This is a genomic window from Escherichia sp. E10V5 (genome assembly GCF_004212315.1).
In the GTDB taxonomy this organism is placed as follows: Bacteria; Pseudomonadota; Gammaproteobacteria; order Enterobacterales; family Enterobacteriaceae; genus Escherichia.
The window spans coordinates 140,103-165,868 of the sequence record NZ_RHJM01000002.1 but is presented as its reverse complement, the minus strand read 5'-3'; the positions used below and the strand labels follow the sequence as shown (position 1 = coordinate 165,868).

At 47.2% G+C, this 25,766-nt stretch carries 19 protein-coding genes and 1 tRNA gene; 10 read left to right on the top strand and 10 right to left on the bottom strand.

The window, feature by feature from the left end:
- A complete protein-coding gene (xdhA, locus tag D9738_RS01180) occupies positions 1 to 2,298 on the bottom strand; it encodes a xanthine dehydrogenase molybdenum-binding subunit XdhA (protein ID WP_130259383.1) in 2,298 nt (765 codons plus the stop codon).
- A gap of 367 nt (positions 2,299 to 2,665) precedes the next feature.
- Between xdhA and actS the strand changes: the two genes are divergently transcribed.
- The gene (gene actS, locus D9738_RS01175) at positions 2,666 to 3,424 is read left to right on the top strand and encodes an amidase activator ActS (protein WP_130217906.1); all 759 of its coding nucleotides are present in this window, start codon (positions 2,666 to 2,668) and stop codon (positions 3,422 to 3,424) included.
- A gap of 78 nt (positions 3,425 to 3,502) precedes the next feature.
- Positions 3,503 to 3,576: transfer RNA gene (locus D9738_RS01170), tRNA-Gly, on the top strand.
- Between the two features lie 164 nt (positions 3,577 to 3,740).
- On the opposite strand, the gene D9738_RS01165 is transcribed toward D9738_RS01170, so the two are convergent.
- The 5 genes from D9738_RS01165 to D9738_RS01145 all read right to left on the bottom strand — a co-directional run bounded on the left by D9738_RS01165 (position 3,741) and on the right by D9738_RS01145 (position 9,699).
- Positions 3,741 to 5,147, bottom strand: coding sequence for a winged helix-turn-helix domain-containing protein (locus tag D9738_RS01165; RefSeq protein WP_130259382.1), 1,407 nt, complete (start codon positions 5,145 to 5,147; stop codon positions 3,741 to 3,743).
- A 602-nt stretch (positions 5,148 to 5,749) separates the two neighbouring features.
- Positions 5,750 to 6,232: a hypothetical protein gene (locus D9738_RS01160; protein WP_130217902.1), complete on the bottom strand. Its 483-nt coding sequence runs from the start codon at positions 6,230 to 6,232 to the stop codon at positions 5,750 to 5,752.
- Positions 6,219 to 7,034 carry a transcriptional regulator gene (locus D9738_RS01155; protein ID WP_130259381.1) on the bottom strand — a complete coding sequence of 272 codons (816 nt, stop codon included), beginning with the start codon at positions 7,032 to 7,034 and terminating at the stop codon, positions 6,219 to 6,221. The genes D9738_RS01160 and D9738_RS01155 overlap by 14 nt, the downstream gene beginning before the upstream one ends.
- Before the next feature lie 342 nt (positions 7,035 to 7,376).
- The gene (locus D9738_RS01150) at positions 7,377 to 8,009 is read right to left on the bottom strand and encodes a helix-turn-helix transcriptional regulator (RefSeq protein WP_130207770.1); all 633 of its coding nucleotides are present in this window, start codon (positions 8,007 to 8,009) and stop codon (positions 7,377 to 7,379) included.
- Positions 8,010 to 8,469: 460 nt separating this feature from the next.
- Positions 8,470 to 9,699, bottom strand: a complete 1,230-nt coding sequence (locus D9738_RS01145; protein WP_130259380.1) for an amino acid permease — start codon at positions 9,697 to 9,699, stop codon at positions 8,470 to 8,472.
- A 254-nt stretch (positions 9,700 to 9,953) separates the two neighbouring features.
- On the opposite strand from D9738_RS01145, the gene D9738_RS01140 reads away from it, so the two are divergent.
- The 5 genes from D9738_RS01140 (at position 9,954) to D9738_RS01115 (ending at position 15,590) form a co-directional block, all read left to right on the top strand.
- Entirely contained in the window at positions 9,954 to 11,141 is a 1,188-nt protein-coding gene (locus D9738_RS01140; RefSeq protein WP_130207766.1) for an acetyl-CoA C-acetyltransferase, read from the top strand.
- A 278-nt stretch (positions 11,142 to 11,419) separates the two neighbouring features.
- Positions 11,420 to 12,256, top strand: coding sequence for a 5-dehydro-4-deoxy-D-glucuronate isomerase (kduI, locus tag D9738_RS01130; RefSeq protein ID WP_130259379.1), 837 nt, complete (start codon positions 11,420 to 11,422; stop codon positions 12,254 to 12,256).
- Between the two features lie 28 nt (positions 12,257 to 12,284).
- Positions 12,285 to 13,046 carry a 2-dehydro-3-deoxy-D-gluconate 5-dehydrogenase KduD gene (kduD, locus tag D9738_RS01125; RefSeq protein ID WP_130258075.1) on the top strand — a complete coding sequence of 254 codons (762 nt, stop codon included), beginning with the start codon at positions 12,285 to 12,287 and terminating at the stop codon, positions 13,044 to 13,046.
- Between the two features lie 314 nt (positions 13,047 to 13,360).
- Positions 13,361 to 14,779: an arabinose-proton symporter AraE gene (gene araE, locus D9738_RS01120; protein ID WP_130259378.1), complete on the top strand. Its 1,419-nt coding sequence runs from the start codon at positions 13,361 to 13,363 to the stop codon at positions 14,777 to 14,779.
- Positions 14,780 to 14,897: 118 nt separating this feature from the next.
- Complete coding sequence (locus tag D9738_RS01115; protein WP_130207758.1) at positions 14,898 to 15,590, top strand: aspartate/glutamate racemase; 693 nt, start codon at positions 14,898 to 14,900, stop codon at positions 15,588 to 15,590.
- Between the two features lie 4 nt (positions 15,591 to 15,594).
- On the opposite strand, the gene lysR is transcribed toward D9738_RS01115, so the two are convergent.
- Entirely contained in the window at positions 15,595 to 16,512 is a 918-nt protein-coding gene (gene lysR / locus D9738_RS01110; protein ID WP_130259377.1) for a DNA-binding transcriptional regulator LysR, read from the bottom strand.
- Positions 16,513 to 16,633: 121 nt separating this feature from the next.
- Here lysR and lysA point away from each other — a divergent pair, with 121 nt between their 5' ends.
- Positions 16,634 to 17,896, top strand: coding sequence for a diaminopimelate decarboxylase (gene lysA / locus D9738_RS01105; protein WP_130221485.1), 1,263 nt, complete (start codon positions 16,634 to 16,636; stop codon positions 17,894 to 17,896).
- Between the two features lie 6 nt (positions 17,897 to 17,902).
- Here the strand turns inward: lysA and galR are convergent, their stop codons facing one another.
- Complete coding sequence (gene galR / locus D9738_RS01100) at positions 17,903 to 18,934, bottom strand: HTH-type transcriptional regulator GalR (RefSeq protein ID WP_130207752.1); 1,032 nt, start codon at positions 18,932 to 18,934, stop codon at positions 17,903 to 17,905.
- A gap of 586 nt (positions 18,935 to 19,520) precedes the next feature.
- Between galR and aas the strand changes: the two genes are divergently transcribed.
- The gene (gene aas / locus D9738_RS01090) at positions 19,521 to 21,680 is read left to right on the top strand and encodes a bifunctional acyl-ACP--phospholipid O-acyltransferase/long-chain-fatty-acid--ACP ligase (RefSeq protein WP_130259376.1); all 2,160 of its coding nucleotides are present in this window, start codon (positions 19,521 to 19,523) and stop codon (positions 21,678 to 21,680) included.
- A complete protein-coding gene (lplT, locus tag D9738_RS01085; RefSeq protein WP_130221486.1) occupies positions 21,673 to 22,866 on the top strand; it encodes a lysophospholipid transporter LplT in 1,194 nt (397 codons plus the stop codon). The genes aas and lplT overlap by 8 nt, the downstream gene beginning before the upstream one ends.
- A 38-nt stretch (positions 22,867 to 22,904) precedes the next feature.
- Here lplT and D9738_RS01080 read toward each other — a convergent pair whose 3' ends face one another.
- Both D9738_RS01080 and D9738_RS01075 read right to left on the bottom strand, forming a co-directional pair.
- Positions 22,905 to 24,557, bottom strand: coding sequence for a DUF4139 domain-containing protein (locus D9738_RS01080; RefSeq protein ID WP_130259375.1), 1,653 nt, complete (start codon positions 24,555 to 24,557; stop codon positions 22,905 to 22,907).
- 149 nt (positions 24,558 to 24,706) lie between these two features.
- Positions 24,707 to 25,747, bottom strand: a complete 1,041-nt coding sequence (locus tag D9738_RS01075; RefSeq protein WP_130259374.1) for an NADP(H)-dependent aldo-keto reductase — start codon at positions 25,745 to 25,747, stop codon at positions 24,707 to 24,709.
- Positions 25,748 to 25,766 lie beyond the last annotated feature (19 nt).

Here is a 25,766-nt window from a genome sequence, read left to right as displayed (position 1 = left end):
TCAAATCAATCCTGCCAGATGGAACTCTTCATATAACCGTTTTGGTGTCAGCGGCAGCGTATTGATTGCGACACCGGTAGCCATCTTCACCGCATTACGAATTGCAGCGGCAACAGGAATAATTGGCGGCTCACCCAGTGACTTATGTCCGTATGCAGATTGTGGTTCATTAATTTCGACAAACGCACTTTCCAGTTGTGGCAGATCCGGCATGGTCGGCATTTTGTAATCCAGTAAATTTGGGTTACGCACCACGCCACTTTTCGCGTCGATGATCATCTCTTCAAAAAGCGCCCAGCCGATGCCCATCCCCATCCCGCCGTGTACCTGACCTTCAGCCAGCAGCGGATTAAGAATATGGCCCGAATCATGAACGTTGAGGATGCGGTTGATGGTGACCTTACACAGCGCGATATCGACTGTCAGATCAACAAAGGTACAGCCAAACGCAGGTGGGTTCGTGGTGGTTTTGATCGAGCTTTCGGCAGAAAGTTGCCCGCCACGTTCAGGATGATAAAACGCATCCATTGCCAGGTCTTTTAACGACAGTAACGCCTCTTCCGGTCTTTCAACCAGTACGATATGGCCTTTTATCAGGGTTAGATTCATCGCCGACAGATGCAGCATTACTGCGGCGTGAGCGATGATTTTCTCTTTTAATAACAGTGCCGCACTGCGCAGCGCAGGTGCGGCAACATAGCTCTGACGTGAGGCAAATGCGCCTGGATCGAATGGCGTAATATCGGTATCTTGCGTCGAAATTACGCGTACATCACTGACCGGAACGCCCACGGTTTCAGCTACCATTTGCGAGAACACCGTGTCGGCACCCTGACCGATTTCCGTCGCGCCGCTCTGCACGTTGATGGTTCCATCCTGATTCATCAACAGGCGCGCGCCAGCGATTTCTACACCGACAGGCCAGGTATTCGAGGTGTAACTAAAACAGGCAACGCCAACGCCGCGGCGTAAATTGCCTTGCTGGTTCTGGCACCCTGCACGGCGTTTTTCCCATTCAAAGATTTCCCGCCCTTTTTCCAGGCACTCTGGCAATCCGGCACTGTATATGCGTTTGCCTGTGAGTGGATTTGTATCGCCTTCGCGGGCGGCATTGCGTAAACGAATTTCAACCGGGTCAATGCCCAGCGCTTCAGCAGCGTCATCCAGCATAGATTCAACAGCAAAAACCACCTGCGGTGCGCCATAGCCACGCATCGCACCCGCTGAGGGTAGATTGGTATAGCAAGTCTTTGAGCTATAAGAATAGGCACAGCGCGGGTAGAGATAAGCAACTTTATTGCCGCCTGCAGAAGCGATGGAATGACCGTGTGAAGCGTAAGCGCCGGTGTTAGACAGAACATCCAGGCTATAGCCTTTTAGCGTACCATCGCGGTTGACGCCCATTTGTCCGTCAATGGTAAAAGCGTGGCGAGTGCGGGTCGCCAGAAAACATTCTTCGCGGCTTAGGGAAACTTTAACCGGAATGCCGCCGAGTTTACTGGTCAGAAATGCCGCCATCGGCTCTTCCAGTACATCTTGTTTATTACCAAAACCACCGCCGACAAAGGGCTTGATAACCCGCACGCACGACCAGGGAATATCCAGCGCCTGACCGACAACGCGGCGGACAATGTGCGGGATTTGGGTGCTGGAAACGATGGTAATTCGTGAATCGTCTTCCATCCACGCCAATGAGGTCACACTTTCCATATGACAATGTTGAATGACCGGCGTCTGATAATGCCCCTGCACCTGGTAATCGGCAGCGTCGATTGCTTGCTGGACATTACCTGTCGACATTGTGCTTTGTTTCAGTAAATTGCCACCGCTATGGATTGGCGCAGCGTCTTCTGCCAGTGCCGCTTCTGGCGTGGTAATGACGGGTAATTCTTGCCATTCGATGTGAACAAGTTGCGCTGCTTTTTCCGCTGTGAGTTCATCACGGGCAACGACAATAGCAACCGCATCGCCATGATGGCGGACGTGGCGTGTTAACAGGGCGCGATCGGCGGTATCGCGTTTATTCTCATCCAGAGTCCAGGCATGGCCCGCCGTGGCAAAGGAAATATCAGGAACATCTTCCCAGGTAAATACGGCCAGTACGCCTGGTAAACTTCTGGCTTGTTCATCGTTAATGCTCACCGCATAACCATGTGCAATTGGGCTACGTACATATTTCGCGTAACACATGCCCGCCATAACATAATCGTCAGTATATCGTGCCCGCCCGGTGACCTTCGCAATGGCATCGACGCGCATGCATGATTCACCTGTAGCGGTTGCTTCCCGCGCTTCCATAGAAATCCCCTTGATTTGAACATTTGGTTCTTATGGCAATGATTAAGTCTTTGCAGGCAAGAATTACGCCAGAAACGACTATAAACACGAGGGGAGAGGGGAAGTGTGATGTCGTTAAAAAAACGCTACGGATGATGCATTTTTATCAGCAAAGAAAGTGAGTGCAGTTTATCAATATGAGCGTGATAAAAATCATTGTGATAAATGAGTATTAGAGGTCAATCAGGATGGTTCCGATGTTTGCCAACGGTGCTAATTGATTCTTTAACAGTTATTGATTCGTACATGCTCGTTCCCACGCAATGGATTGGGGATCTGACGGGGGGCTGCTATGATATAGCGTCTTGTTTTTTAGCGAGGAAAGATTTTGAGCGCAGGACGCCTGAATAAAAAAACTCTGGGTATCGTGATGCTGTTATCGGTAGGGCTGCTTCTGGCTGGCTGCTCGGGTAGCAAATCATCAGATACAGGAACGTATTCCGGCTCCGTTTACACCGTGAAACGGGGGGATACGCTTTATCGTATTTCACGCACCACGGGAACCAGCGTAAAAGAGCTAGCCCGACTCAACGACATCTCCCCCCCCTATACCATAGAAATCGGCCAAAAGCTGAAACTGGGTGGGGCGAAAAAAAGTAGTAACGGCACGCGCAAATCCACCGGCAAATCGACGACAAAAACAGCGTCAGTGACACCGTCTTCGGCCGTTTCGAAATCTTCATGGCCGCCGGTTGGGCAACGTTGCTGGTTATGGCCAACGAGCGGAAAGGTTATTATGCCTTACTCAATGGCAGATGGCGGCAATAAAGGGATTGATATTGCGGCGGCACGCGGGACGCCAATATACGCTGCAGGTGCCGGGAAAGTGGTATATGTGGGTAATCAGCTGCGTGGTTACGGTAATCTTATAATGATTAAACACAGTGAAGATTACATTACTGCTTATGCCCATAACGACACGATGCTGGTGAACAATGGGCAAAGTGTTAAAGCCGGGCAAAAGATAGCGACTATGGGAAGTACTGATGCGGAATCCGTGCGGCTACATTTCCAGATTCGCTACCGTGCTACGGCAATAGATCCTTTGCGCTACTTGCCGCCACAGGGTAGCAAGCCAAAGTGCTGATGGCGAATTAATCAGCAGTCAGTAGCAAGGCACTTGCTTAGGAGAGCGTAAGGTTTATAATGCCTTACGCATCTCGAAGCGGGCGTAGTTCAATGGTAGAACGAGAGCTTCCCAAGCTCTATACGAGGGTTCGATTCCCTTCGCCCGCTCCAGTTTCTTACTTTTTCTCTTTCTCAGTTTTTTTCGTAGTCATCGAATTCTTCCGTTATTGTTGATACGTTCACGTCAGACGTTGATAAATCCAATATCCCCTATAAAAATAGAGTGTATACCTCAAAATATAGAGCGCTATTCTGCTTATGATATTTATTGCAGATCAAGCGACCTCATATTGAGCATTAAAATCAATAATGCTATTAACTTTTGTCAATTGCTTCAATTTTTGAATGTTATTGATAATAACTAAATGATATTCTTTCTCTGTTCCGTGATAAGAGAACGCTTTTCTTTCATTCTGTGTTGTAGAAACATATACATCAATGCATTTTTTTATTATAGCGGCTTTATGTCTTTTTGGTTCAAGTAGCAGTGACTGGTCTATACAAGCGATAGCATCTTCAATTCTTTCATTATATATATTTACCAGTGTCTTATAGTAATACAAGGAGGCTACATCTAATACTTGTGTCTGTGCATGGTCAAAAAAAATGCGTGATGCAGTCGTTTGTCCGGAAAGACCGGTTATCAGTCCCATAATTCCTAAAATATTTCCATCGAAAATATTTTTATCAGATACCTTATCTATAAAGGCCAATGCTTTTTGAGTTGCATGTTTAAGTTCGTATAGACCATGAAGTGCCATAGACATATGACACTCAGCCAACAGGCAGTAGCATTCATTGGTTATTGACTGAGCATTAGTTTTATTTTTAACACTTTCAAATATAGTTATTGCATTGGCAATGCTTTCAGGCGTGAATTCATTCAGTTCATTTTTCCCGGCAGACATTTCGGCTGATAAAATATTTTCATCAGAAGGTACGTGTCGGGACATAAAACCTGGTTCTACTTTAGTTTTCTTCATTGCCAGATATAAGTTACTAATTATAAAGTGTGAGATTTTTTGTATGTCATCTGCCTCAAGATGTGTGCTGGCAATAAGATAAAAACTTTTTGCATCGATTACTTCAATATATAAACTATTTGAAGCATCATATTTGCTGATTCTTCCTGTGACAAAATAATCGGGTTTGAACCTGGCCAGGAAGGCTGTCTGAGATTTATTATCTATGCAATACTGGGTTGCAGCCATTGGATATATATATAGATCATCGGTTTTTTTATTTGAGATTAGTTGTACAAGTTCCTGATTAAGTGCTAATGGATCCTGACTGCTGTGAGATATTGTAAATGGAAATAAAGCAATAGTGCTGCCTGGAACATTATCTTGATTTTCTTTTATCTTGAATACTTGCCCACTGAATCGATAACCTTTTCTATATATGGTTTCAATGCAACGGTTGTAGCCAATTCTTTCAAAAATACATCTTAATGAATAGATGCATCGTGTAAGGGATTCGTCACTTACAATTACATTTTTCCATACAGATTCGATGATCGCATCTTTGGATACAACATTTCCCGCCGATTCAAGCAATACAAATAATACACCGAGTTCTTTCGGCGGGATGTAAAATTCCTCATTCCCTTTTGTAAGAATGCCATCTTCTGTAAGTATGATTCCATCAGGGAAATGATATGAGAACTTATTTTCTAAATCCATTAGCTCACCTCTATTAAGTTTGTGGTTTTTGGCATCCTGCATGAGTAACAGATATAACTGATATTCATATATTTCATTTAATATTTCTTTTTACTAAATTCATCATGATTGTTTAAGTTAATTTATATTAGCTTGATGTGATTGTAATCTGAAATATTCTTAATTAATGATTTGTTAATCATGTAAGTATATAACCAATTGAAAATAATCGATAAAGTTATGATTATCACATTTCTTAATTTAATGTGATTGTTCATTTAAGATAAAATGATAGGCTGTGAGGAATAGCTATGCGTCGACTTACAATCTGGTGTGAAAGAATTATTGCAAGAGTAATTTTATGTATTAGCAACTATTATGTTTATGTGCTCTATTAAATATCTCTGTGCGAACCAGCGTTTATTTTTACACCATTATTGTCATAGTGGAGTGCGGAAGGGTTTTTTAATGACGGATGTAATTTGAATGGGGGAGGGGATTACCGCATAAACTGTCAGGGATGAAGATGGATATAAGAATATATAAAGATTATATTCCAATGCCTGAAATGTTACATTTGTTGTTTGGACTTTTAATTACAGATGCATCATCAAGTTGTTTTGTTACCTTGCGCAATACATAATTGCTCTATTGCCAATGCTTAAAAGAAAATCATGATTGTTCTGTTTTTGAACATTATAGCTTATCATTTTTCCCGGAAATATATAAAAATCAGGCAGGAGTTGTGCAAGATTATCGTCTGAAATTTGATCGATAATATCAAATTTATTTATTTTGGTAGAGGTAAGATGCAAAGTGTCATAATTTTCGATCCACGTATATTCAATATCTCGGCGAAATGATTTATAAGTGTTCGTGTTTTGTTTCCAGGTACCGCTAAGTGCAACAGTTCCTGTCTTTTTATTTTTATTATACATAAAGTCAATAGTGAGATTAGCCCTCCCTTGGTCATTAAATATAATCCAATTGGCCGTGCATTTCTCATTGTATACTATTTGTTCTTTGGAATAATGATAGGCAATAAAAAAAATGAACCCACTGAGAAAGCATAAAATAATAAACAGCGTTTTTTTATAACGAATCATGGTTAACTCCGCGATACGATAGAGTTAAACAGTCTGCAACTGTGTTATTACTATGGTTCTTTTTGCATGCCATAACAATCAATCCGGGAGATGACTTATCGAGAGGGAAATATAGCCAGGGGTATTTTTTACAATCAATTCTAGATCCTAATATACGGTTCTTATATTTATCGAGATCTTTCAACCCATCAATGCTATCTTCTGTAACATTGAAGTGACAACCATTTATTTGTGCAACAGTTTTGTAATCTTTAAAGAATGATTTGGGTTGACTATTGTGCCAGAGAAAAAATGCGGTAAGCAAACCTACGGCAAATGCACTTAGCATGGGTAAATAATTTTTAGATAGCCTGACTATATTTCTGAGATAATTATCTGGATGAGCACTTGTCTCTTTAAACTCATCTTTAACGTTCAAGCATTGGGGAGATATGGTCTTTTGTGCATCTGCAGAAGGGATTATTACATGGTTTTCTATGTTTATATCATTACTGAGCTTAAAACCTTTTCTCGGCACGGTTGCAATAAGCGAATGGTTGGTTTCACCAACCGTGCGAAACCCGCGTCTGATAATCGATATATTTTGATATAACGTGTTGACCGGTACTCGCATGCCTTCTTCTTCCCAGACTCTGGAGAAAAAATCCTGTTGTGCAACCACATCAGGAAAGGCTTCAAGTAGCAGCGATAAGCACCTGCTTGCTGGCGTTGTCAGAACGGCGTTAAGCTCGGCGTCATGTACCGAAATTAATTTTCTGTGCTCTGGCCAGAACTCAATATTATCGTTAATAATCCAGTACATACGTCAATGAAACATAAAATTAAGTAAATTGAAATTATATAGTTTGATAAGTATATTAGTATTCATGGAATAAATATATATTAATTTTATATTTATCATGCAAACTATAGTTATAGCATATCAATGCAACTTAAAATTCCATGTGAATTAACAAATTTAACACTCTTAACCGTTGTCTTTATGCCTTCTTCTCGCAATATCTTTTCATTTTTGCGGTAGCGCGTAAGGTGACATAATTAAATAAGCGCTCAAATAAACTGAATTAAAAGTTCATGTGATAAAATACGGGCATCTTTATAAGTGCCCGTATATACAATGCTTATTATTATCAACAGTTACGTTTCAGTGCTGAACGGAGTGTGAACGGATAAATAATTCGTTTATTTTACCACCCATCCTTTTTTCAATTCTTTGCTTGTAGGCGTAGATGCTACGGATATCCATATCAAGAACCTCTGCAATCTGATATGGATTATAACCAGAAACCATATGTCCCATAATGGTGAATTCCATTTGAGTTAACGTATTGCCTCTGGTAAATGACAAATAACGACCAATGAATAGTTGCCTGATTTTTTCGTTAGCAATATCCAGGCCATCATCATTATATATAATGGCTGATATCGCGGAGTTGTGTTTCCTCCAGTAATTAGCAAGAGATTGCATATTTCGATCGCTTACTAACACTATTCCCATCTCAGTACTCGTAAGATAGTCGATCCAGTCACTCTCTAAAAAAAGGCGTAAAAAGCTTACTGAAAAATCTACAAAAATATATCCGCTTAATCGAGCGTTGTGGTTTTTACTTAATATACCTTCAACCACGCCACGATTAAAATACGAACTCTCTTCGGGCCACATACAAAAACATGCATTTGCACAATACTGCAAACGTGGTGATTTTTCTGGCATTATTTGGCAATGCATTGAGCAACTATTGCATGTAAGACTTTTATAGCGACTACAAAGCCTCATGTTAATAACCTCCCTATTCATAGATAATTGCATAATTTCATTGGTTATTGATGATGTCAATACACTCTGATTTAGTAAGCTTTTTATGAAAAATTGTGTTTAATCCGTATTTGTCATTATTCTTAATGGTATATTTAAGCGTGCATCATTAAGCTTTAAATGTGATTGGATTTCACTCAGTTAATCATATTGGCCTTATTGCAAATCAGACAAGTGCCTAATGTATTAAGAATATCTATACTGCAAATTGTTTTCGAATGACCAGAAGATATCTTGTAAATCTAAGTGATGCATCTTAAATAGTCTTAATTAAGATGTTCAGATTTTTATTTAGGATAACAGCTTGATAATGCTCGTTTAAGTTATGGAGCGTTTGGGGGGAGGGAACAAAGCAAGATGTGCATTGTAAGAATTGGAATGGTTCAAAATAGTGGTTATTTTGAACCATTCACATCAGTGATTAGCTAAAGAACATTACCGATACGCACAGGATACCGACGATCAACGTAATTAGATTTCCGATGGAACGCCAGGGCTTAAGTGCCGGGATGAGATATGTTGACAGCGTTGGCATGATAAAAAGAATCATGGCAATAAGTGGACCACTGATCGCATAAATCATCGAAATTGCATTAGGGTTGATGCAGCAAACGATGAAAGTAATCAGTGATACTAACATAATTGACAGCGCGCGGTTAAATGCACGGCTTTTTTTAACCCCTGCCTGCTGTAGCGTTGTTTTGACTAATTCCGTTGCACCTTCAATAACACCAAAGTAGGTACCTAAAAATGATTTAGACATTGCTACAACCGCGACAATTATTCCCGAAATCGACAACCATGTAGGGGCATTTGGCAGCATAGAAAGTGCCGATAAAATGGTAACACCCTCTTCTTTAGCTGTTTCAATATAAGATGGTGGTATTGATAACAGGCAGCTAAAGACGAAGAAAAGCACGCTCACACAAATGATGAGATAAGCGATTTTCATAATTTTTTTGCATTTATCCATAGCGTGTTCGCCATATTTTTCACGTCTATCAATAGCAAACGTAGAAATAATGGGCGTATGGCTAAAGGCGAAAACCATCACGGGAATCGATATCCATATCTGGTGAAGGGTATTCTGATTGAACTCTACTTGGGTAGTTAATAGAGCTGGTTGCCAGCTACCGACGAGGTAGAAAGAAAGAAATAAGAAATAGGCAATTAGTGGAAACACCAACAATCCCATTACCCGAATTGTGGCATGGCGCCCCATCAGAAAAATGAGATTCAGAATTAACACAACACCCAGACTCACCAGCATACGAATGCGCAGGTCGATGACCATATGCTTTGCCAGCTGTTCTGTCAGCGAATTGGTGATCGCCACTGCATATATCAACACGACGACAAAAAAAGCAATGAAGTAAAGAGTGGTAATCAGATTGCCGATCTTCTTGCCATAGTAATGAGTTACTGCGCCAGTAATCCCTTCGCCTGCGGATGTTTTTGAAGAAAGGATGAACTGGCACAGGGCCTTATGTGGCCAATATGTTAAAGGCCATGCGACCAGTGCTGTAATAAACAGGACCACCGCTCCCGCTGAACCTAGCTGAATAGGGAGAAAGAGCGTGCCTGCGCCAACGGCTGTGCCGTACAGTGCGAAGCTCCAGAGAGTTTCTTCTTTTGACCAAATTTTAGACATTATTTGAACGTATCATCTACAAATTAAGAAAAATGGAGGGCAATTTACCATAAACCAGGTCAAATATGGGAGATTAACGCTATATCACCTCATGGATTCATAGGTTAGTAGATGCAAACCTTGCGTGCCAGTTGGGTATCCATCCCTCATTCCGGTGAATTTCCTTTGTGATAAAAATCACTATTTTTAAACATTTAAAATAATTTTTATTAACAATCATTTACTATTGCGCTGTTAATCTGTGCGAGGTTGTGATGAAAGACGTTGTGATTGTCGGTGCGTTACGAACACCTATCGGCTGCTTTCGTGGGGCGTTGGCTGGCCATTCTGCCGTAGAACTTGGTAGCCTGGTCGTGAAAGCGTTATTAGAACGCACTGGCGTTGCTGCACATGCGGTGGATGAAGTGATTCTGGGGCAGGTTCTGACCGCAGGGGCTGGGCAGAATCCAGCACGGCAATCGGCCATTAAAGGTGGTCTACCCAACAGTGTTTCGGCAATTACGATTAATGATGTTTGTGGTTCCGGGTTAAAAGCACTGCATCTTGCCACACAAGCGATCCAGTGTGGCGAGGCTGATATTGTCATCGCCGGTGGTCAGGAAAACATGAGTCGCGCACCACATGTCCTGACTGATAGCCGTACCGGAGCACAGCTTGGCGATAGCCAACTGGTTGATAGTCTGGTGCATGATGGCTTATGGGATGCATTCAATGATTACCATATTGGTGTCACTGCCGAAAATCTGGCGCGTGAATATGGTATCAGCCGTCAATTACAAGATGCCTATGCACTTAGTTCACAACAAAAAGCGCGGGCGGCCATTGACGCTGGACGATTCAACGATGAGATTGTCCCGGTGAGAACGCAAAACAATGGGCAGCTGCTGATTGTTGATACCGATGAACAGCCGCGTACGGATGCCAGTGCAGAAGGGCTGGCTAGCTTAAACCCATCATTTGATAGCCACGGTTCTGTTACTGCGGGTAATGCTTCATCTATTAATGATGGTGCTGCTGCGGTAATGATGATGAGCGAAGCCAAGGCTAGAGCATTGAATTTACCCGTGCTGGCACGAATTCGCGCCTTTGCCAGTGTTGGTGTCGATCCTGCGCTGATGGGGATTGCTCCGGTATATGCGACTCGCCGTTGCCTTGAGCGTGTGGGCTGGCAGCTTTCTGATGTCGATCTTATTGAAGCTAATGAAGCGTTTGCCGCGCAGGCGCTTTCCGTTGGCAAAATGCTCGAATGGGATGAACGTAGGGTCAATGTTAACGGTGGCGCAATTGCGTTGGGTCACCCGATTGGCGCATCCGGTTGCCGTATTCTGGTTTCTTTGGTCCATGAAATGGTAAAACGCAACGCGCGTAAAGGGCTGGCTACACTTTGTATTGGCGGTGGTCAGGGCGTGGCGTTAACTATTGAACGTGACGACCCGATCTAAATTCCTTTCTATTCGTTAAACATCTGCCGCCATCAAGCCATTTCATGATGATGGTTGGCACGTCTGCGCACATACCCCATAGACGCTGAGTTTTGCCTTCACCTGACTTATTCGTGATCGACGCGACACTTTTCTCAATCCCTTATCGAAAAATGAAACAATGTTTTATTTTTGATTGAAAAGCGCACTGTGCAGGCATATCATCCTTTAAAGAATAAAACGAAACGATGTTTCACAATCGTTGTAATTTTACAGTTCAATGATTATCGGAGGTTGATGTGGACGTAAGACAGAGCATCCACAGTGCGCATGCAAAAACGCTGGATACACAGGGGCTGCGCAATGAATTTTTGGTTGAAAAGGTATTCGTCGCGGATGAGTACACGATGGTTTACAGCCACATTGACCGCATTATTGTTGGCGGCATTATGCCGGTAGCAAAAACGGTTTCTGTTGGCGGGGAAGTTGGAAAACAACTGGGCGTGAGCTACTTCCTGGAGCGACGCGAGCTGGGCGTTATTAATATTGGCGGCGCTGGTACGATTACCGTCGATGGTCAATGCTACGAAATCGGTCACCGCGACGCTCTCTATGTTGGCAAAGGTGCAAAAGAAGTGGTCTTTGCCAGCATTGATAGTGCCACTCCGGCGAAGTTTTATTACAACTGCGCACCTGCTCATACGACGTATCCCACTAAAAAAGTGACCCCGGCTGAAGTCGCTCCGGTTACGCTGGGCGATAACATCACCAGTAATCGTCGCACAATTAACAAATATTTTGTGCCAGATGTGCTGGAAACCTGCCAGTTGAGCATGGGGCTAACGGAGCTGGCTCCGGGAAACCTGTGGAATACCATGCCATGCCACACCCACGAGCGTCGGATGGAAGTTTACTTCTATTTCAACATGGATGATGACGCCTGCGTTTTCCACATGATGGGGCAACCGCAAGAAACGCGTCACATTGTGATGCATAACGAGCAGGCAGTCATTTCCCCGAGTTGGTCTATCCACTCCGGCGTAGGGACCAAAGCTTATACCTTTATCTGGGGCATGGTCGGTGAAAACCAGGTCTTCGATGATATGGACCACGTTGCCGTTAAAGACCTGTGCTAGTTGCTGGCAAAATGAATAAGGTATTATCATGATTTTAAAAGAATTTTCTCTTGATGGTAAAGTCGCGGTAGTCACTGGCTGTGACACTGGACTGGGGCAGGGGATGGCGCTGGGACTGGCGCAAGCGGGCTGTGATATCGTCGGCATTAATATCGTTGAACCGACAGAAACCATTGAACAGGTCACGGCGCTGGGGCGTCGTTTTTTAAGCCTGACCGCCGATCTACGTCAGATTGATGGCATTCCTGCACTGCTGGATCGTGCGGTAGCAGAGTTCGGCCATATTGATATCCTGGTCAATAACGCCGGATTGATTCGCCGTGAAGATGCACTCGATTTCAGTGAAAAAGACTGGGACGATGTGATGAACCTGAACATCAAAAGTGTATTCTTCATGTCTCAGGCGGCGGCGAAACACTTCATCGCACAGGGCAACGGTGGCAAGATTATCAATATCGCGTCCATGCTCTCATTCCAGGGCGGGATCCGCGTACCTTCGTATACTGCATCAAAAAGCGGCGTGATGGGCGTGACCCGTCTGATGGCGAACGAATGGGCAAAACATAACATCAACGTTAATGCGATTGCTCCGGGCTATATGGCGACCAACAATACCCAACAACTGCGGGCTGATGAACAGCGTAGTGCGGAAATTCTTGACCGCATCCCGGCAGGGCGTTGGGGATTGCCGAGCGATCTGATGGGGCCGGTGGTATTCCTTGCCTCGAGTGCTTCAGACTATGTGAATGGTTATACCATCGCCGTAGATGGCGGCTGGCTGGCGCGTTAAGTTATTCAATTCACTTTTATGGCCCTGCCGTATGGCAGGGTTTTTTATACCTGTAGATCATCATAATCCATATCTCGGTTATGAAATAATCCATATCAATTATCAATTAATAAATTTTATGAGTTTTATCTGCTTTAAAATTATGTAGTTAATAATAACGTCAATAATTTTACTTAATTTGAAAATTGGAATGTCCATCACATAACCGCATGTCGTAGCAATTTAATCCATATTTATGCTAATTCCGACCTGACACCTGTATGAGTTGTTCACGTATTTTTTCACTATGTCTTATTCTCTGCTGGCAGGAAAAAATGGTGACTATCAATACGGAATCTGCTTTAACGCCGCGTCCTCTGCGAGATACGCGTCGTATGAATATGTTTGTTTCGGTAGCTGCTGCGGTCGCAGGATTGTTATTTGGTCTTGATATCGGGGTTATCGCCGGAGCGTTGCCGTTCATTACCGATCACTTTGTGCTAACCAGTCGATTACAGGAATGGGTGGTCAGTAGCATGATGCTCGGCGCGGCAATTGGTGCACTGTTCAATGGTTGGCTGTCGTTCCGCCTGGGGCGTAAATACAGTTTGATGGCAGGGGCCATCCTGTTTGTGCTCGGTTCGATAGGGTCGGCTTTTGCGACCAGCGTAGAAATGTTAATCGCCGCTCGTGTGGTGCTTGGTATTGCCGTGGGGATTGCTTCTTATACAGCTCCACTGTACCTCTCTGAAATGGCGAGTGAAAACGTACGTGGCAAGATGATCAGTATGTACCAGTTGATGGTAACGCTGGGCATCGTGCTGGCGTTTTTATCCGACACGGCATTCAGCTATAGCGGTAACTGGCGTGCAATGTTAGGTGTTCTTGCCTTACCGGCAGTCCTGCTGATTATTCTGGTTGTTTTCCTGCCAAATAGCCCGCGCTGGCTGGCGGAGAAAGGGCGTCATATCGAGGCGGAAGAAGTGCTGCGTATGCTGCGCGATACATCAGAAAAAGCGCGAGAAGAACTTAACGAAATTCGTGAAAGCCTGAAATTAAAACAGGGCGGTTGGGCGCTGTTTAAAATCAACCGTAACGTCCGTCGCGCGGTGTTCCTCGGTATGTTGTTGCAGGCGATGCAACAATTTACCGGTATGAACATCATCATGTACTACGCGCCGCGTATCTTCAAAATGGCGGGCTTTACGACGACCGAACAGCAGATGATTGCGACTCTGGTCGTGGGGCTAACCTTTATGTTTGCTACTTTTATTGCGGTGTTTACGGTAAATAAAGCCGGGCGTAAGCCGGCACTGAAAATTGGTTTCAGCGTGATGGCGTTAGGCACTCTGGTGCTGGGCTATTGCCTGATGCAGTTTGATAACGGTACGGCTTCCAGTGGTTTGTCCTGGCTCTCTGTTGGCATGACGATGATGTGTATTGCCGGTTATGCGATGAGCGCCGCGCCAGTGGTGTGGATCCTGTGCTCTGAAATTCAGCCGCTGAAATGCCGCGATTTTGGTATTACCTGTTCGACCACCACGAACTGGGTGTCGAACATGATTATCGGCGCGACCTTCCTGACGCTGCTCGACAGCATTGGTGCTGCCGGTACGTTCTGGCTCTACACCGCGCTGAACATTGCGTTTGTGGGCATTACCTTCTGGCTCATTCCGGAAACCAAGAATGTCACGCTGGAGCATATCGAACGCAAACTGATGGCAGGCGAGAAATTGAGAAATATCGGCATCTGATGTCTCTGGCCGGATGTGCTGTACATCCGGCCTTTTTTTCGCTAATAGAGATCGGGCGCCAGGCCGTTGAGTTCCTTATTCAGCCTTGCTGCATTAACTCACAAGTCAGGAGAAAGGAATGAAAACAATTGGTCTGCTAGGGGGGATGAGCTGGGAATCCACTATTCCTTACTATCGTCTGATAAATGAAGGCATTAAACAGCGACTTGGTGGGCTTCACTCTGCGCAAGTGCTGCTACATAGCGTTGATTTTCATGAAATAGAAGAGTGTCAACGTCGCGGGGAGTGGGATAAAGCAGGAGAAATTCTGGCTGAAGCGGCACTTGGCTTACAGCGGGCGGGGGCTGAAGGCATTGTGTTATGTACCAATACGATGCACAAAGTAGCGGATGCTATCGAATCCCGTTGTTCACTGCCTTTCTTACATATTGCGGATGCCACTGGACGTGCAATTACCCGTGCCGGAATAACTCGTGTGGCGCTGCTGGGGACACGCTACACCATGGAACAGGATTTTTATCGTGGGCGACTGGCGGCGCAATTTTCCATCGACTGTCTGATCCCTGAAGCGGATGAACGGGCGAAAATTAACCAGATTATTTTTGAAGAACTGTGTCTGGGGCATTTTAGCGAAACATCACGCACTTATTATGTGCAAGTGATTGCTCGCCTCGCAGAACAGGGCGCGCAGGGTGTCATTTTTGGCTGTACGGAAATTGGTTTACTGGTGCCAGAAGAGCGCAGTGTTCTGCCTGTGTTTGATACTGCGGCTATTCATGCCGAGGATGCAGTAGCCTTTATGCTGTCGTAATTCACTACAAAATAGCCTCAAGAGCGGCAACCAGTTTTGGTAAACCGGTTTGTAAATGCTTGCTGAATGCCTGCACCAGTGCTGATGACGGGCGGTGCAGGGGGCGAATCAGGCTGACGGTGAAGGGAACCGCAATACTGAACCGTCGAACCACTAATCCGCTTGCCGAATAATCCAGAGCGGTGAGCGGGTTAACTACCGAAACTCCCGCCCCCGCCCGTACCATCGCGCAAACTGACGCGGCGCTATGGGTTTCTACTATCATGCGTCGTTTAACCTGATTCTCACTAAACAACTGATCCAACAGCTGGCGATAGCTGTCAGTGCGGGAAAGGCTGATGTAGTTCTCACCGTGAAAATCTTCCGGTGTTAATACCTTTTTTGCCGCCAGCGGATGGCCCGGCGGTAAAACACACACTTCGTCTAAAGACAGTAATTCGGTGCGTTCCGTACCCGCAGGCGTATGCAGCGTTTCGGTGAGTCCTAGATCATGACGCTGTGCCGAAAGCCACTCTTCAAGTAGCGGTGATTCCTGCGGGACAATGTTTAAGCTGACTTCAGGATAACGGGCCAGAAACGGTTGTAGCAGCGGCGGCAAAAAAGACTGCGAAAAGACCGGCAGGCAGGCAATAGACAGTTCTCCCTGGCGAAACTCGCGCAGACTTTCGGCGGCACTGACGATGCGATCCAGCCCGTACCAGGAGCGCTGCACCTCTTCAAACAGACGCAGCCCTTGAACGGTAGGGTGTAATCGACCGCGTACGCGTTCAAACAGTTTCAACCCGATCACCTTTTCAAAGCGCGCCAGTTCGCGGCTGACGGTTGGCTGTGAAGTATGCAGCAGTTGTGCCGCCTCAGTCAGGCTGCCGGCGGTCATAACCGCATGAAAAATTTCAATATGACGTAAGTTAACGGCGGCCATTAGCATTCTCTCGCAATCCGGTAATCCATATCATTTTTGCATAGACTCGACATAAATCGATATTTTTTATTCTTTTTATGATGTGGCGTAATCATAAAAAAGCACTTATCTGGAGTTTGTTATGCCACATTCACTGTTCAGCACCGATACCGATCTCACCGCCGAAAATCTACTGCGTTTGCCCTCAGAATTTGGCTGCCCGGTGTGGGTTTACGATGCGCAAATTATTCGTCGGCAGATTGCAGCGCTGAAACAGTTTGATGTGGTGCGATTCGCGCAGAAAGCCTGTTCCAATATTCATATTTTGCGCTTAATGCGTGAGCAGGGTGTGAAAGTGGATTCTGTCTCATTGGGGGAAATCGAGCGTGCGCTGGCGGCGGGATATAATCCGCAAACGCATCCCGATGACATCGTCTTTACCGCGGATGTTATCGATCAGGCAACGCTTGAGCGCGTCAGTGAATTGCAAATTCCGGTGAATGCGGGGTCTGTTGATATGCTCGATCAACTGGGTCAGGTTTCGCCAGGACATCGGGTATGGCTGCGCGTTAACCCGGGGTTTGGTCACGGACACAGCCAAAAAACCAATACCGGTGGCGAAAACAGCAAGCACGGCATCTGGTATACCGATCTTCCGGCCGCGCTGGAAGTCATACAACGTCATCATATGCAATTGGTTGGCATTCACATGCACATCGGTTCTGGTGTTGATTATGCGCATCTGGAGCAGGTGTGTGGCGCGATGGTGCATCAGGTCATCGAATTCGGTCAGGATTTACAGGCTATTTCTGCGGGGGGCGGGCTTTCTGTTCCGTATCAGCAGGGAGAAGAGGCGGTTGATACTGAACATTATTATGGTCTGTGGCATGCCGCGCGTGAGCAAATCGCCCGCCATCTCGGTCACCCTGTGAAACTGGAAATCGAACCGGGTCGCTTCCTGGTAGCGCAGTCTGGTGTGTTAATTACCCAGGTGCGGAGCGTCAAACAAATGGGGAGTCGCCACTTTGTGCTGGTTGACGCTGGATTTAACGATCTGATGCGCCCGGCAATGTATGGCAGTTATCACCATATTAGCGCGTTGGCGGCTGATGGTCGCTCTCTTGAACATGCGCCAACGGTGGAAACCGTTGTCGCAGGGCCATTATGTGAATCGGGCGATGTCTTTACCCAGCAGGAAGGGGGGAATGTTGAAACCCGTGCCTTACCGGAAGTGAAGGCTGGCGATTATCTGGTGCTGCATGATACCGGTGCATATGGTGCGTCAATGTCATCTAACTACAATAGTCGCCCACTGTTGCCAGAAGTTCTGTTTGATAATGGTCAGGCGCGGTTGATTCGCCGCCGCCAGACCATTGAGGAATTACTGGCGCTCGAGTTGCTTTAATCGCGGCTAGTCGCTGGCTGCGTTATGACTTGCATCCAGCGACGGTGTTGAAACTGAATGGCGACGTACCAGCGTAGGACTAAAAACGTTGGTGATTTCTGGCAGTGGGCGATTATCCGCCAGCGCCAATGCCAGTTCTGCAGCCTGGGTCGCCATTGTCACTATTGGGTAACGGACCGTGGTCAGCCGTGGGCGTACATAACGTGACACCAGCACATCATCAAAACCAATCAGCGAAATTTCACCTGGTACATCAATCCCATTGTCATTGAGCACGCCCATCGCGCCTGCCGCCATTGAGTCGTTATAACAAGCCACGGCGGTGAAATTTCTGCCTCTTCCCAACAGTTCTGTCATCGCCTGCTCGCCACCGCTTTCGTCCGGTTCGCCGAAAGTCACCAGCCGATCATTAGCCGGAATACCGCTTTCGGCAAGGGCATCGTAATACCCTCGCAGACGATCTTCGGCATCAGAAATAGAGTGGTTAGAGCAGAGATAACCAATGCGTGTATGACCTTGCTGAATTAAATGGCGCGTCGCCAGCCAGGCACCGTAGCGATCGTCCAGAGCGATACAACGACTCTCAAAACCCGGAAGGATCCGGTTGATTAACACCATGCCGGGTATTTGCTTCATCAATGAGGACAAATCGGCATCCGGGATCATTTTGGCATGGACGACCAGCGCGGCGCAGCGATGGCGAATCAACTGCTCAATGGCCTGGCGCTCTTTTTGTTCGTTGTGGTAACCGTTGCCAATTAATAAGAAATTACCGGTATGGTAAGCCACCTGTTCGACCGCTTTCACCATTGCACCGAAAAACGGATCGGAAACATCACCAACGACCAGGCCAACCGTTTCAGTGGTCTGTTGCGCCAACGCGCGGGCGTTAGCGTTCGGGTGATAACTCAGAGATTCCATTGCGCTATGCACAGCCAGACGAGAAGCTTCGCTGGCTTTTGGAGAGTTATTAATGACGCGGGAAACGGTGGCGACTGAAACGCCTGCCAGTCGGGCTACATCCTTAATGGTCGCCATGAAAATACCTTTGTGGGTAAACGCTTACATTCTGCCAGTGTTACGGAAAACGCCCGTTGGTTCAAGGGGCGTTGTGATTTCAGCGTGGGAAGTGTGCGCGAAGCGAGAATACGTAAGGAAAAAAAGAGATTGCAAACCTTTGGTTACACTTTGCGAAACGCTGTTGCGATTGACTGCTGGTGGCATTTGTCTACAGGTTGATAAAGTGGTGATCCCAGAGGTATTGATAGGTGAAGTCAACTTCGGGTTGAGCACATGAATTACACCAGCCTGCGCAGATGCGCAGGTTTTTTTTTGCCTGTCGCAAATCTGTAACAGTAACCGACAATTTACACACCTCGTTGCATTTCCCTTCATTCCTTTGCTTTTTCTCGCTGGCGAAGCGTCGTCGTGCGGACCACAATCAAGATCCCAGAGGTATTGATTGGTGAGATTATTCGGTACGCTCTTCGTACCCTGTCTCTTGCACCAACCTGCGCGGATGCGCAGGTTTTTTTTCGCACCGACTTTACTGTCGCTCGAGCTCTTCATCTCGTGTAATCTCACCGCATTCGCATTTAATGAATAATGAGCAAAGGGAGTTGAAATGCTTTTTAGCTTTTTTCGAAATTTGTGCCTTGCTCTGTACCGCGTTCGCGTGACAGGTGACACCCAGGCGCTGAAGGGAGAGCGCGTTCTTATCACGCCCAATCACGTCTCTTTTATTGATGGCATTCTGCTGGCGCTATTTTTACCCGTTCGCCCGGTGTTTGCTGTTTACACCTCTATCAGCCAGCAGTGGTATATGCGTTGGTTGAAATCATTTATCGACTTCGTTCCTCTCGATCCGACACAGCCGATGGCAATCAAACATCTGGTTCGTTTGGTGGAACAAGGCCGTCCAGTAGTGATTTTCCCTGAGGGGCGCATCACGACCACCGGTTCGCTGATGAAAATTTACGATGGCGCCGGTTTTGTGGCGGCGAAGTCAGGCGCGACGGTTATTCCGGTGCGAATTGAAGGGGCGGAGCTTACGCACTTCAGTCGCTTGAAAGGTCTGGTTAAACGGCGCTTGTTCCCGCAAATTCATCTGCATATTTTGCCTCCCACGCAGGTGCCGATGCCAGATGCACCGCGCGCCCGTGACCGCCGTAAAATCGCGGGGGAAATGCTGCACCAAATTATGATGGAAGCGCGTATGGCGGTACGCCCACGTGAAACGCTGTACGAATCACTACTGAGCGCAATGTACCGTTTTGGGGCCAGGAAAAAGTGTGTCGAAGACGTCAACTTTACCCCAGATACCTATCGCAAGTTGCTCACTAAAACACTGTTTGTTGGTCGCATCCTCGAAAAATATAGCGTTGAAGGGGAAAGAATCGGCTTAATGCTGCCCAATGCAGGCATCAGTGCGGCAGTGATTTTTGGGGCCATCGCCCGTCGCCGTATTCCGGCAATGATAAACTACACCGCCGGGGTAAAAGGGCTGACCAGCGCCATTACGGCGGCTGAAATCAAAACTATCTTCACTTCCCGCCAGTTCCTCGACAAAGGCAAACTCTGGCATCTGCCGGAGCAGCTGACTCAGGTACGCTGGGTGTATCTGGAAGATTTAAAAGCGGATGTCACCACTGCCGACAAAGTGTGGATCTTCGCCCATCTGTTGATGCCGCGTCTGGCACAGGTAAAACAGCAACCAGAAGAAGAGGCGCTGATCCTCTTTACTTCCGGTTCTGAAGGCCATCCGAAAGGCGTCGTCCATAGCCATAAAAGCATTCTGGCGAACGTCGAGCAGATTAAAACGATTGCCGATTTCACCACCAACGATCGCTTTATGTCGGCGTTACCGTTGTTTCACTCCTTTGGTTTAACTGTTGGCTTGTTTACGCCCCTGCTGACGGGCGCTGAAGTCTTCCTTTACCCCAGTCCATTGCATTACCGCATTGTGCCTGAACTGGTGTACGACCGCAGTTGTACGGTGCTTTTCGGTACTTCGACCTTCCTTGGTCATTACGCGCGCTTCGCCAACCCGTATGACTTCTATCGTCTACGCTATGTGGTGGCTGGCGCGGAGAAACTACAAGAAAGCACCAAACGACTTTGGCAGGATAAATTTGGCCTGCGTATTCTTGAAGGCTACGGCGTGACTGAATGCGCGCCAGTGGTGTCCATCAACGTACCGATGGCAGCGAAACCCGGCACCGTCGGGCGTATTTTGCCGGGGATGGATGCACGTCTGCTGGCGGTTCCGGGTATTGAAGAAGGTGGTCGCCTGCAACTAAAAGGGCCGAACATAATGAACGGCTACCTGCGGGTGGATAAACCAGGCGTGCTGGAAGTGCCAACGGCTGAGAACATACTCGGTGAGATGGAGCGCGGCTGGTATGACACTGGCGATATCGTGCGTTTTGATGAACAGGGATTTGTGCAGATTCAGGGGCGGGCAAAACGCTTCGCCAAAATTGCCGGAGAGATGGTTTCACTGGAAATGGTGGAACAACTGGCACTTGGTGTTTCGCCAGATAAAGTCCATGCCACCGCGATTAAGAGCGACGCCAGTAAAGGCGAGGCGCTGGTATTGTTCACTACAGACAGCGAACTGACGCGCGATAAACTACAGCAATACGCCCGCGAGCACGGCGTACCGGAACTTGCCGTACCGCGTGACATTCGCTATCTGAAGCAGATGCCATTACTGGGCAGCGGCAAGCCTGACTTTGTCACGTTGAAAAGTTGGGTAGACGAAGCGGAAAAACACGATGAGTGAGTCAGTGCACACTAACACTTCGCTATGGTCGAAGGGAATGAAAGCAGTTATTGCCGCGCAGTTTCTCTCTGCGTTTGGCGATAACGCGCTGCTGTTTGCCACTCTGGCGCTACTGAAAGCTCAGTTCTACCCGGACTGGAGTCAGCCAATCCTGCAAATGGTGTTTGTGGGCGCTTACATTCTTTTTGCGCCATTTGTCGGTCAGGTGGCGGATAGCTTTGCGAAAGGCCGGGTAATGATGTTTGCCAACGGCCTTAAGTTGCTGGGGGCTGCCAGTATCTGTTTTGGCATTAATCCGTTTCTCGGTTATACGCTGGTGGGCGTCGGTGCAGCGGCTTATTCTCCGGCGAAATACGGTATTCTTGGCGAGTTAACAACCGGTAATCAGTTAGTGAAGGCTAACGGCTTGATGGAAGCCTCCACTATTGCGGCGATTTTGCTCGGCTCCGTAGCCGGTGGCGTGCTGGCGGACTGGCATGTTCTTGCCGCGCTGGCGGCCTGTGCGCTGGCTTATGCTGGCGCGGTAGCGGCAAATCTCTACATTCCAAAACTGGCGGCGGCGCGTCCGGGACAGTCGTGGAATCTGATCAACATGGCCCGCAGCTTTATCTCTGCTTGCGCCGTATTATGGCACAACGGTGAAACACGATTTTCGCTGGTGGGAACCAGTTTATTCTGGGGCGCGGGTGTCACGTTGCGTTTTCTGTTGGTGCTGTGGGTGCCGGTGGCGCTGGGCATTACCGATAACGCGACCCCGACCTACCTCAACGCGATGGTAGCGATTGGCATCGTGGTTGGTGCGGGGGCGGCAGCAAAACTGGTCACCCTGGAAACCGTATCACGCTGCATGCCAGCCGGCATTTTGATTGGCGTGGTGGTGCTGATTTTCTCCCTGCAACACGAACTTCTGCCAGCCTATGCCTTGTTGATGTTGATTGGCGTACTTGGAGGCTTTTTTGTGGTACCGCTCAATGCATTATTACAGGAGCGAGGCAAAAAAAGCGTCGGGGCGGGGAATGCGATTGCAGTACAGAATCTCGGCGAAAACAGCGCCATGCTGCTGATGTTGGGAATTTACTCGCTGGCAGTAATGGTAGGCATCCCAGTCGTGCCCATAGGCATTGGCTTTGGTGCGCTGTTTGCGCTGGCAATAACGGCGCTGTGGATCTGGCAACGCCGTCATTAATCTTTTGCCAGATGGCACATTCAGCCATCTGGCGAAGGTCACATTCCCGAAGGGTGCATACCTTTCGGATACTTCACGCTGTAAGAGAATGGCAGACTCACGTTCTCTTTGCCTGACAGTTTCAGCGTCCAGGTCAGTTCACCCGTTTTTGCATCAAACTGCGCCTGCCCGTACTGCATTTTTTCTACCGTAATATCACTATTAGCACTGACTGGGATCTGGTCGAGCAGAGTAATATCCACCGCTTCGCCGTAGCTGTTCTTCACATTAAGGGTGTAACTGAAGTTACGTATTGCGCTGTCATTAAAGATAGATAACGCATTCTCTTTTTTGAGTGCGGCTTTACGCTGAATAATCAACTTAGGATCGCGGTTAAGCTGAATATCCAGCGACTTGCCATCTTCCGGCGGCTGTAAATAACCCACGCCGGTACGGTTATTGCCAAAGAAGATCTGACTTTCGCCGGGGATTAAATTTAACTGTTCCCACTCTTTAATTTGTACCTGGAGCCAGGCGTCATTACTGATCTTAATAGCAAAGAAGCGATATTTACCGTTGACCGACTCTTCCTTAATGACCACCGTGCGCGCGGTATTATCGCTGTCGATTTGCCACGGTAGCGAAAGTGCATAGCGAACATTTTGCGCGGTAAAACTTTCTGGTTGCGGTGAAACGGGCGCTGCCGATGCCGCATACATGCGCCCGGCTCGTTGCTCCCTTGTTTTTTGCATCTCTGCCCCCAGGGCTTTCTGCAATTCTGAGGCATCCTGGTCAGACGAATTTTCCGAACGCTGTTTCATCACAGGTGATTCTGAAAGCGAGCCGTTTACACCTCCATACTCCGGAACATCCACATACTGGGGTTCCAGTTGCGGCAAGGTGAGGTGAGTATCAGGTTCATTGGTCGAGAGCACGAGATTAACGTTTTTCCATGTAAGCCCGGTGTACTGGCGAATATTAGCCTTGTAAACCAGACGCAGCGGCTGGTTTATGGCCGTGGCGTGAATATCATAGAGCGGCGTCCATGTAGCATCAGGGGTCATATAACGCACCACCGCTTTCGCAGTGACGGCTTTTGGGACATATACCTTAGCGATGATAACCTGCGGATCATTGGCTGCTTCTGAATCGCCGTTACTCATGCTCTCGCGTTGCTCCAGCTTTTCAATTTCCAGCTGGTTATCAGCAAGTTTCTGCGTCAGTTCATTGTCAACACGTAATAGCTCACCATTTTTCTCTTTCACCATCTGCAGATACTTGCCAACTTCGGCGGCACTTTTATTTGTTAATGTGCTATTTGCCTCTAATACCTTAATTTGAGCCGCGATATTGTCTTTCTCGGCGGTCAGTTTTGCCTGTTCCTGTCTGGCAGCTTTTAACTGTTGCTGAATATCTGACGGCAGCGTATTCGGTTGTGTTCCCTGTAACTCAATACGTGAGGAAAGCACAGTCACTCCTTTATCGATAGAGATGGCGATGCTGTCGTCGGTTACCGAATTGGCGATATTAGTGAAGATAATTTCGCTTTCTCCGGCTGGTAAATTAAGTGTCTCTTCACCTTGCAGGCTGGCACCATGCAGATAAACCGTGACGTCTTTCAGCGTTAACGGTTGGGTTAATTGCGCACCCCAAACGGAAAAAACGCAACCGACAAACAGCATAGCGAGAGGAAGTGGTCTTAGAATCAACATGGTTATCCTTAACAAGCATTGAAACGCGCGCTGGCGTTGACCGAAAGAGTCTATTGCGCTTTGTCAGGAGAGAGGCGGCGAAAAGTAGTGAATATATTCTGAAAAAGTTGTGACAAGAGATGCCTGGCGCAGAACGCCAGGCGGAAGATTTAAGGTGCCGGATAAGTATAAACCTGATGCACTGCTTCAATTTCTGACAACACGTCTTCGCTTAACTCCAGATGCAAACTTTCGACGTTAGTTTTCAGCTGTTCCATCGTTGTTGCGCCCAGCAGAGTGCTGGCAACAAACGGTTGACGACGCACAAAGGCCAGCGCCATCTGAGCAGGATCCAGACCATGACGTTTGGCGATATCAACATACGCCGCGACGGCTTTTTGCGTTTGCTCACCGCTGTAGCGAGTGAAGCGGCTAAAGAGTGTATTGCGCGCGCCAGCCGGTTTTGCGCCGTTGAGATATTTCCCGCTCAACGTGCCAAATCCCAGACACGAATAAGCCAGTAACTCGACGCCTTCATATTGGCTGACTTCCGCCAGACCCACTTCAAAGCTGCGATTTAACAAGCTGTAGGGGTTTTGAATGGTGACGATACGCGGCAGGTCGTGTTTATCCGCGAGATGTAAACAGCGCATTATGCCAAATGCGGTTTCATTCGACACGCCGATATAACGAATTTTCCCCGCGCGTTGGTACTCTGCCAGTGCGTCCAGCGTATCCAGCAGAGAGACCGCGGGTGCGGAATCAGTCCAGCTATAACCGAGCTTGCCAAAGCAATTGGTCGGGCGCTGTGGCCAGTGCACCTGATAGAGATCGAGATAATCAGTCTGCAGACGCTTGAGGCTGTCATGCAGAGCTTCGCGGATATTCTTCCTGTCCAGCGCCTGATCCGGGCGGATCCCCTTGTCATTATTACGCGACGGTCCGCTCACTTTGGAGGCGATAATTAACTTTTCGCGGTTGCCATGTTTTGCCAGCCAGTTACCGACATAGGTCTCGGTTAACCCCTGAGTTTCGGGGCGTGGCGGTACCGGGTACATCTCGGCAACGTCGATAAGGTTAATGCCCTGAGCAACGGCATAGTCGAGTTGTGCATGGGCGTCGGCTTCGCTGTTCTGTTCACCAAACGTCATCGTGCCAAGCCCCAGCGTGCTGACTTCCAGCGAGCTGTGGGGTATACGGTGATATTGCATAGCCGTTTCCTTTTTATAA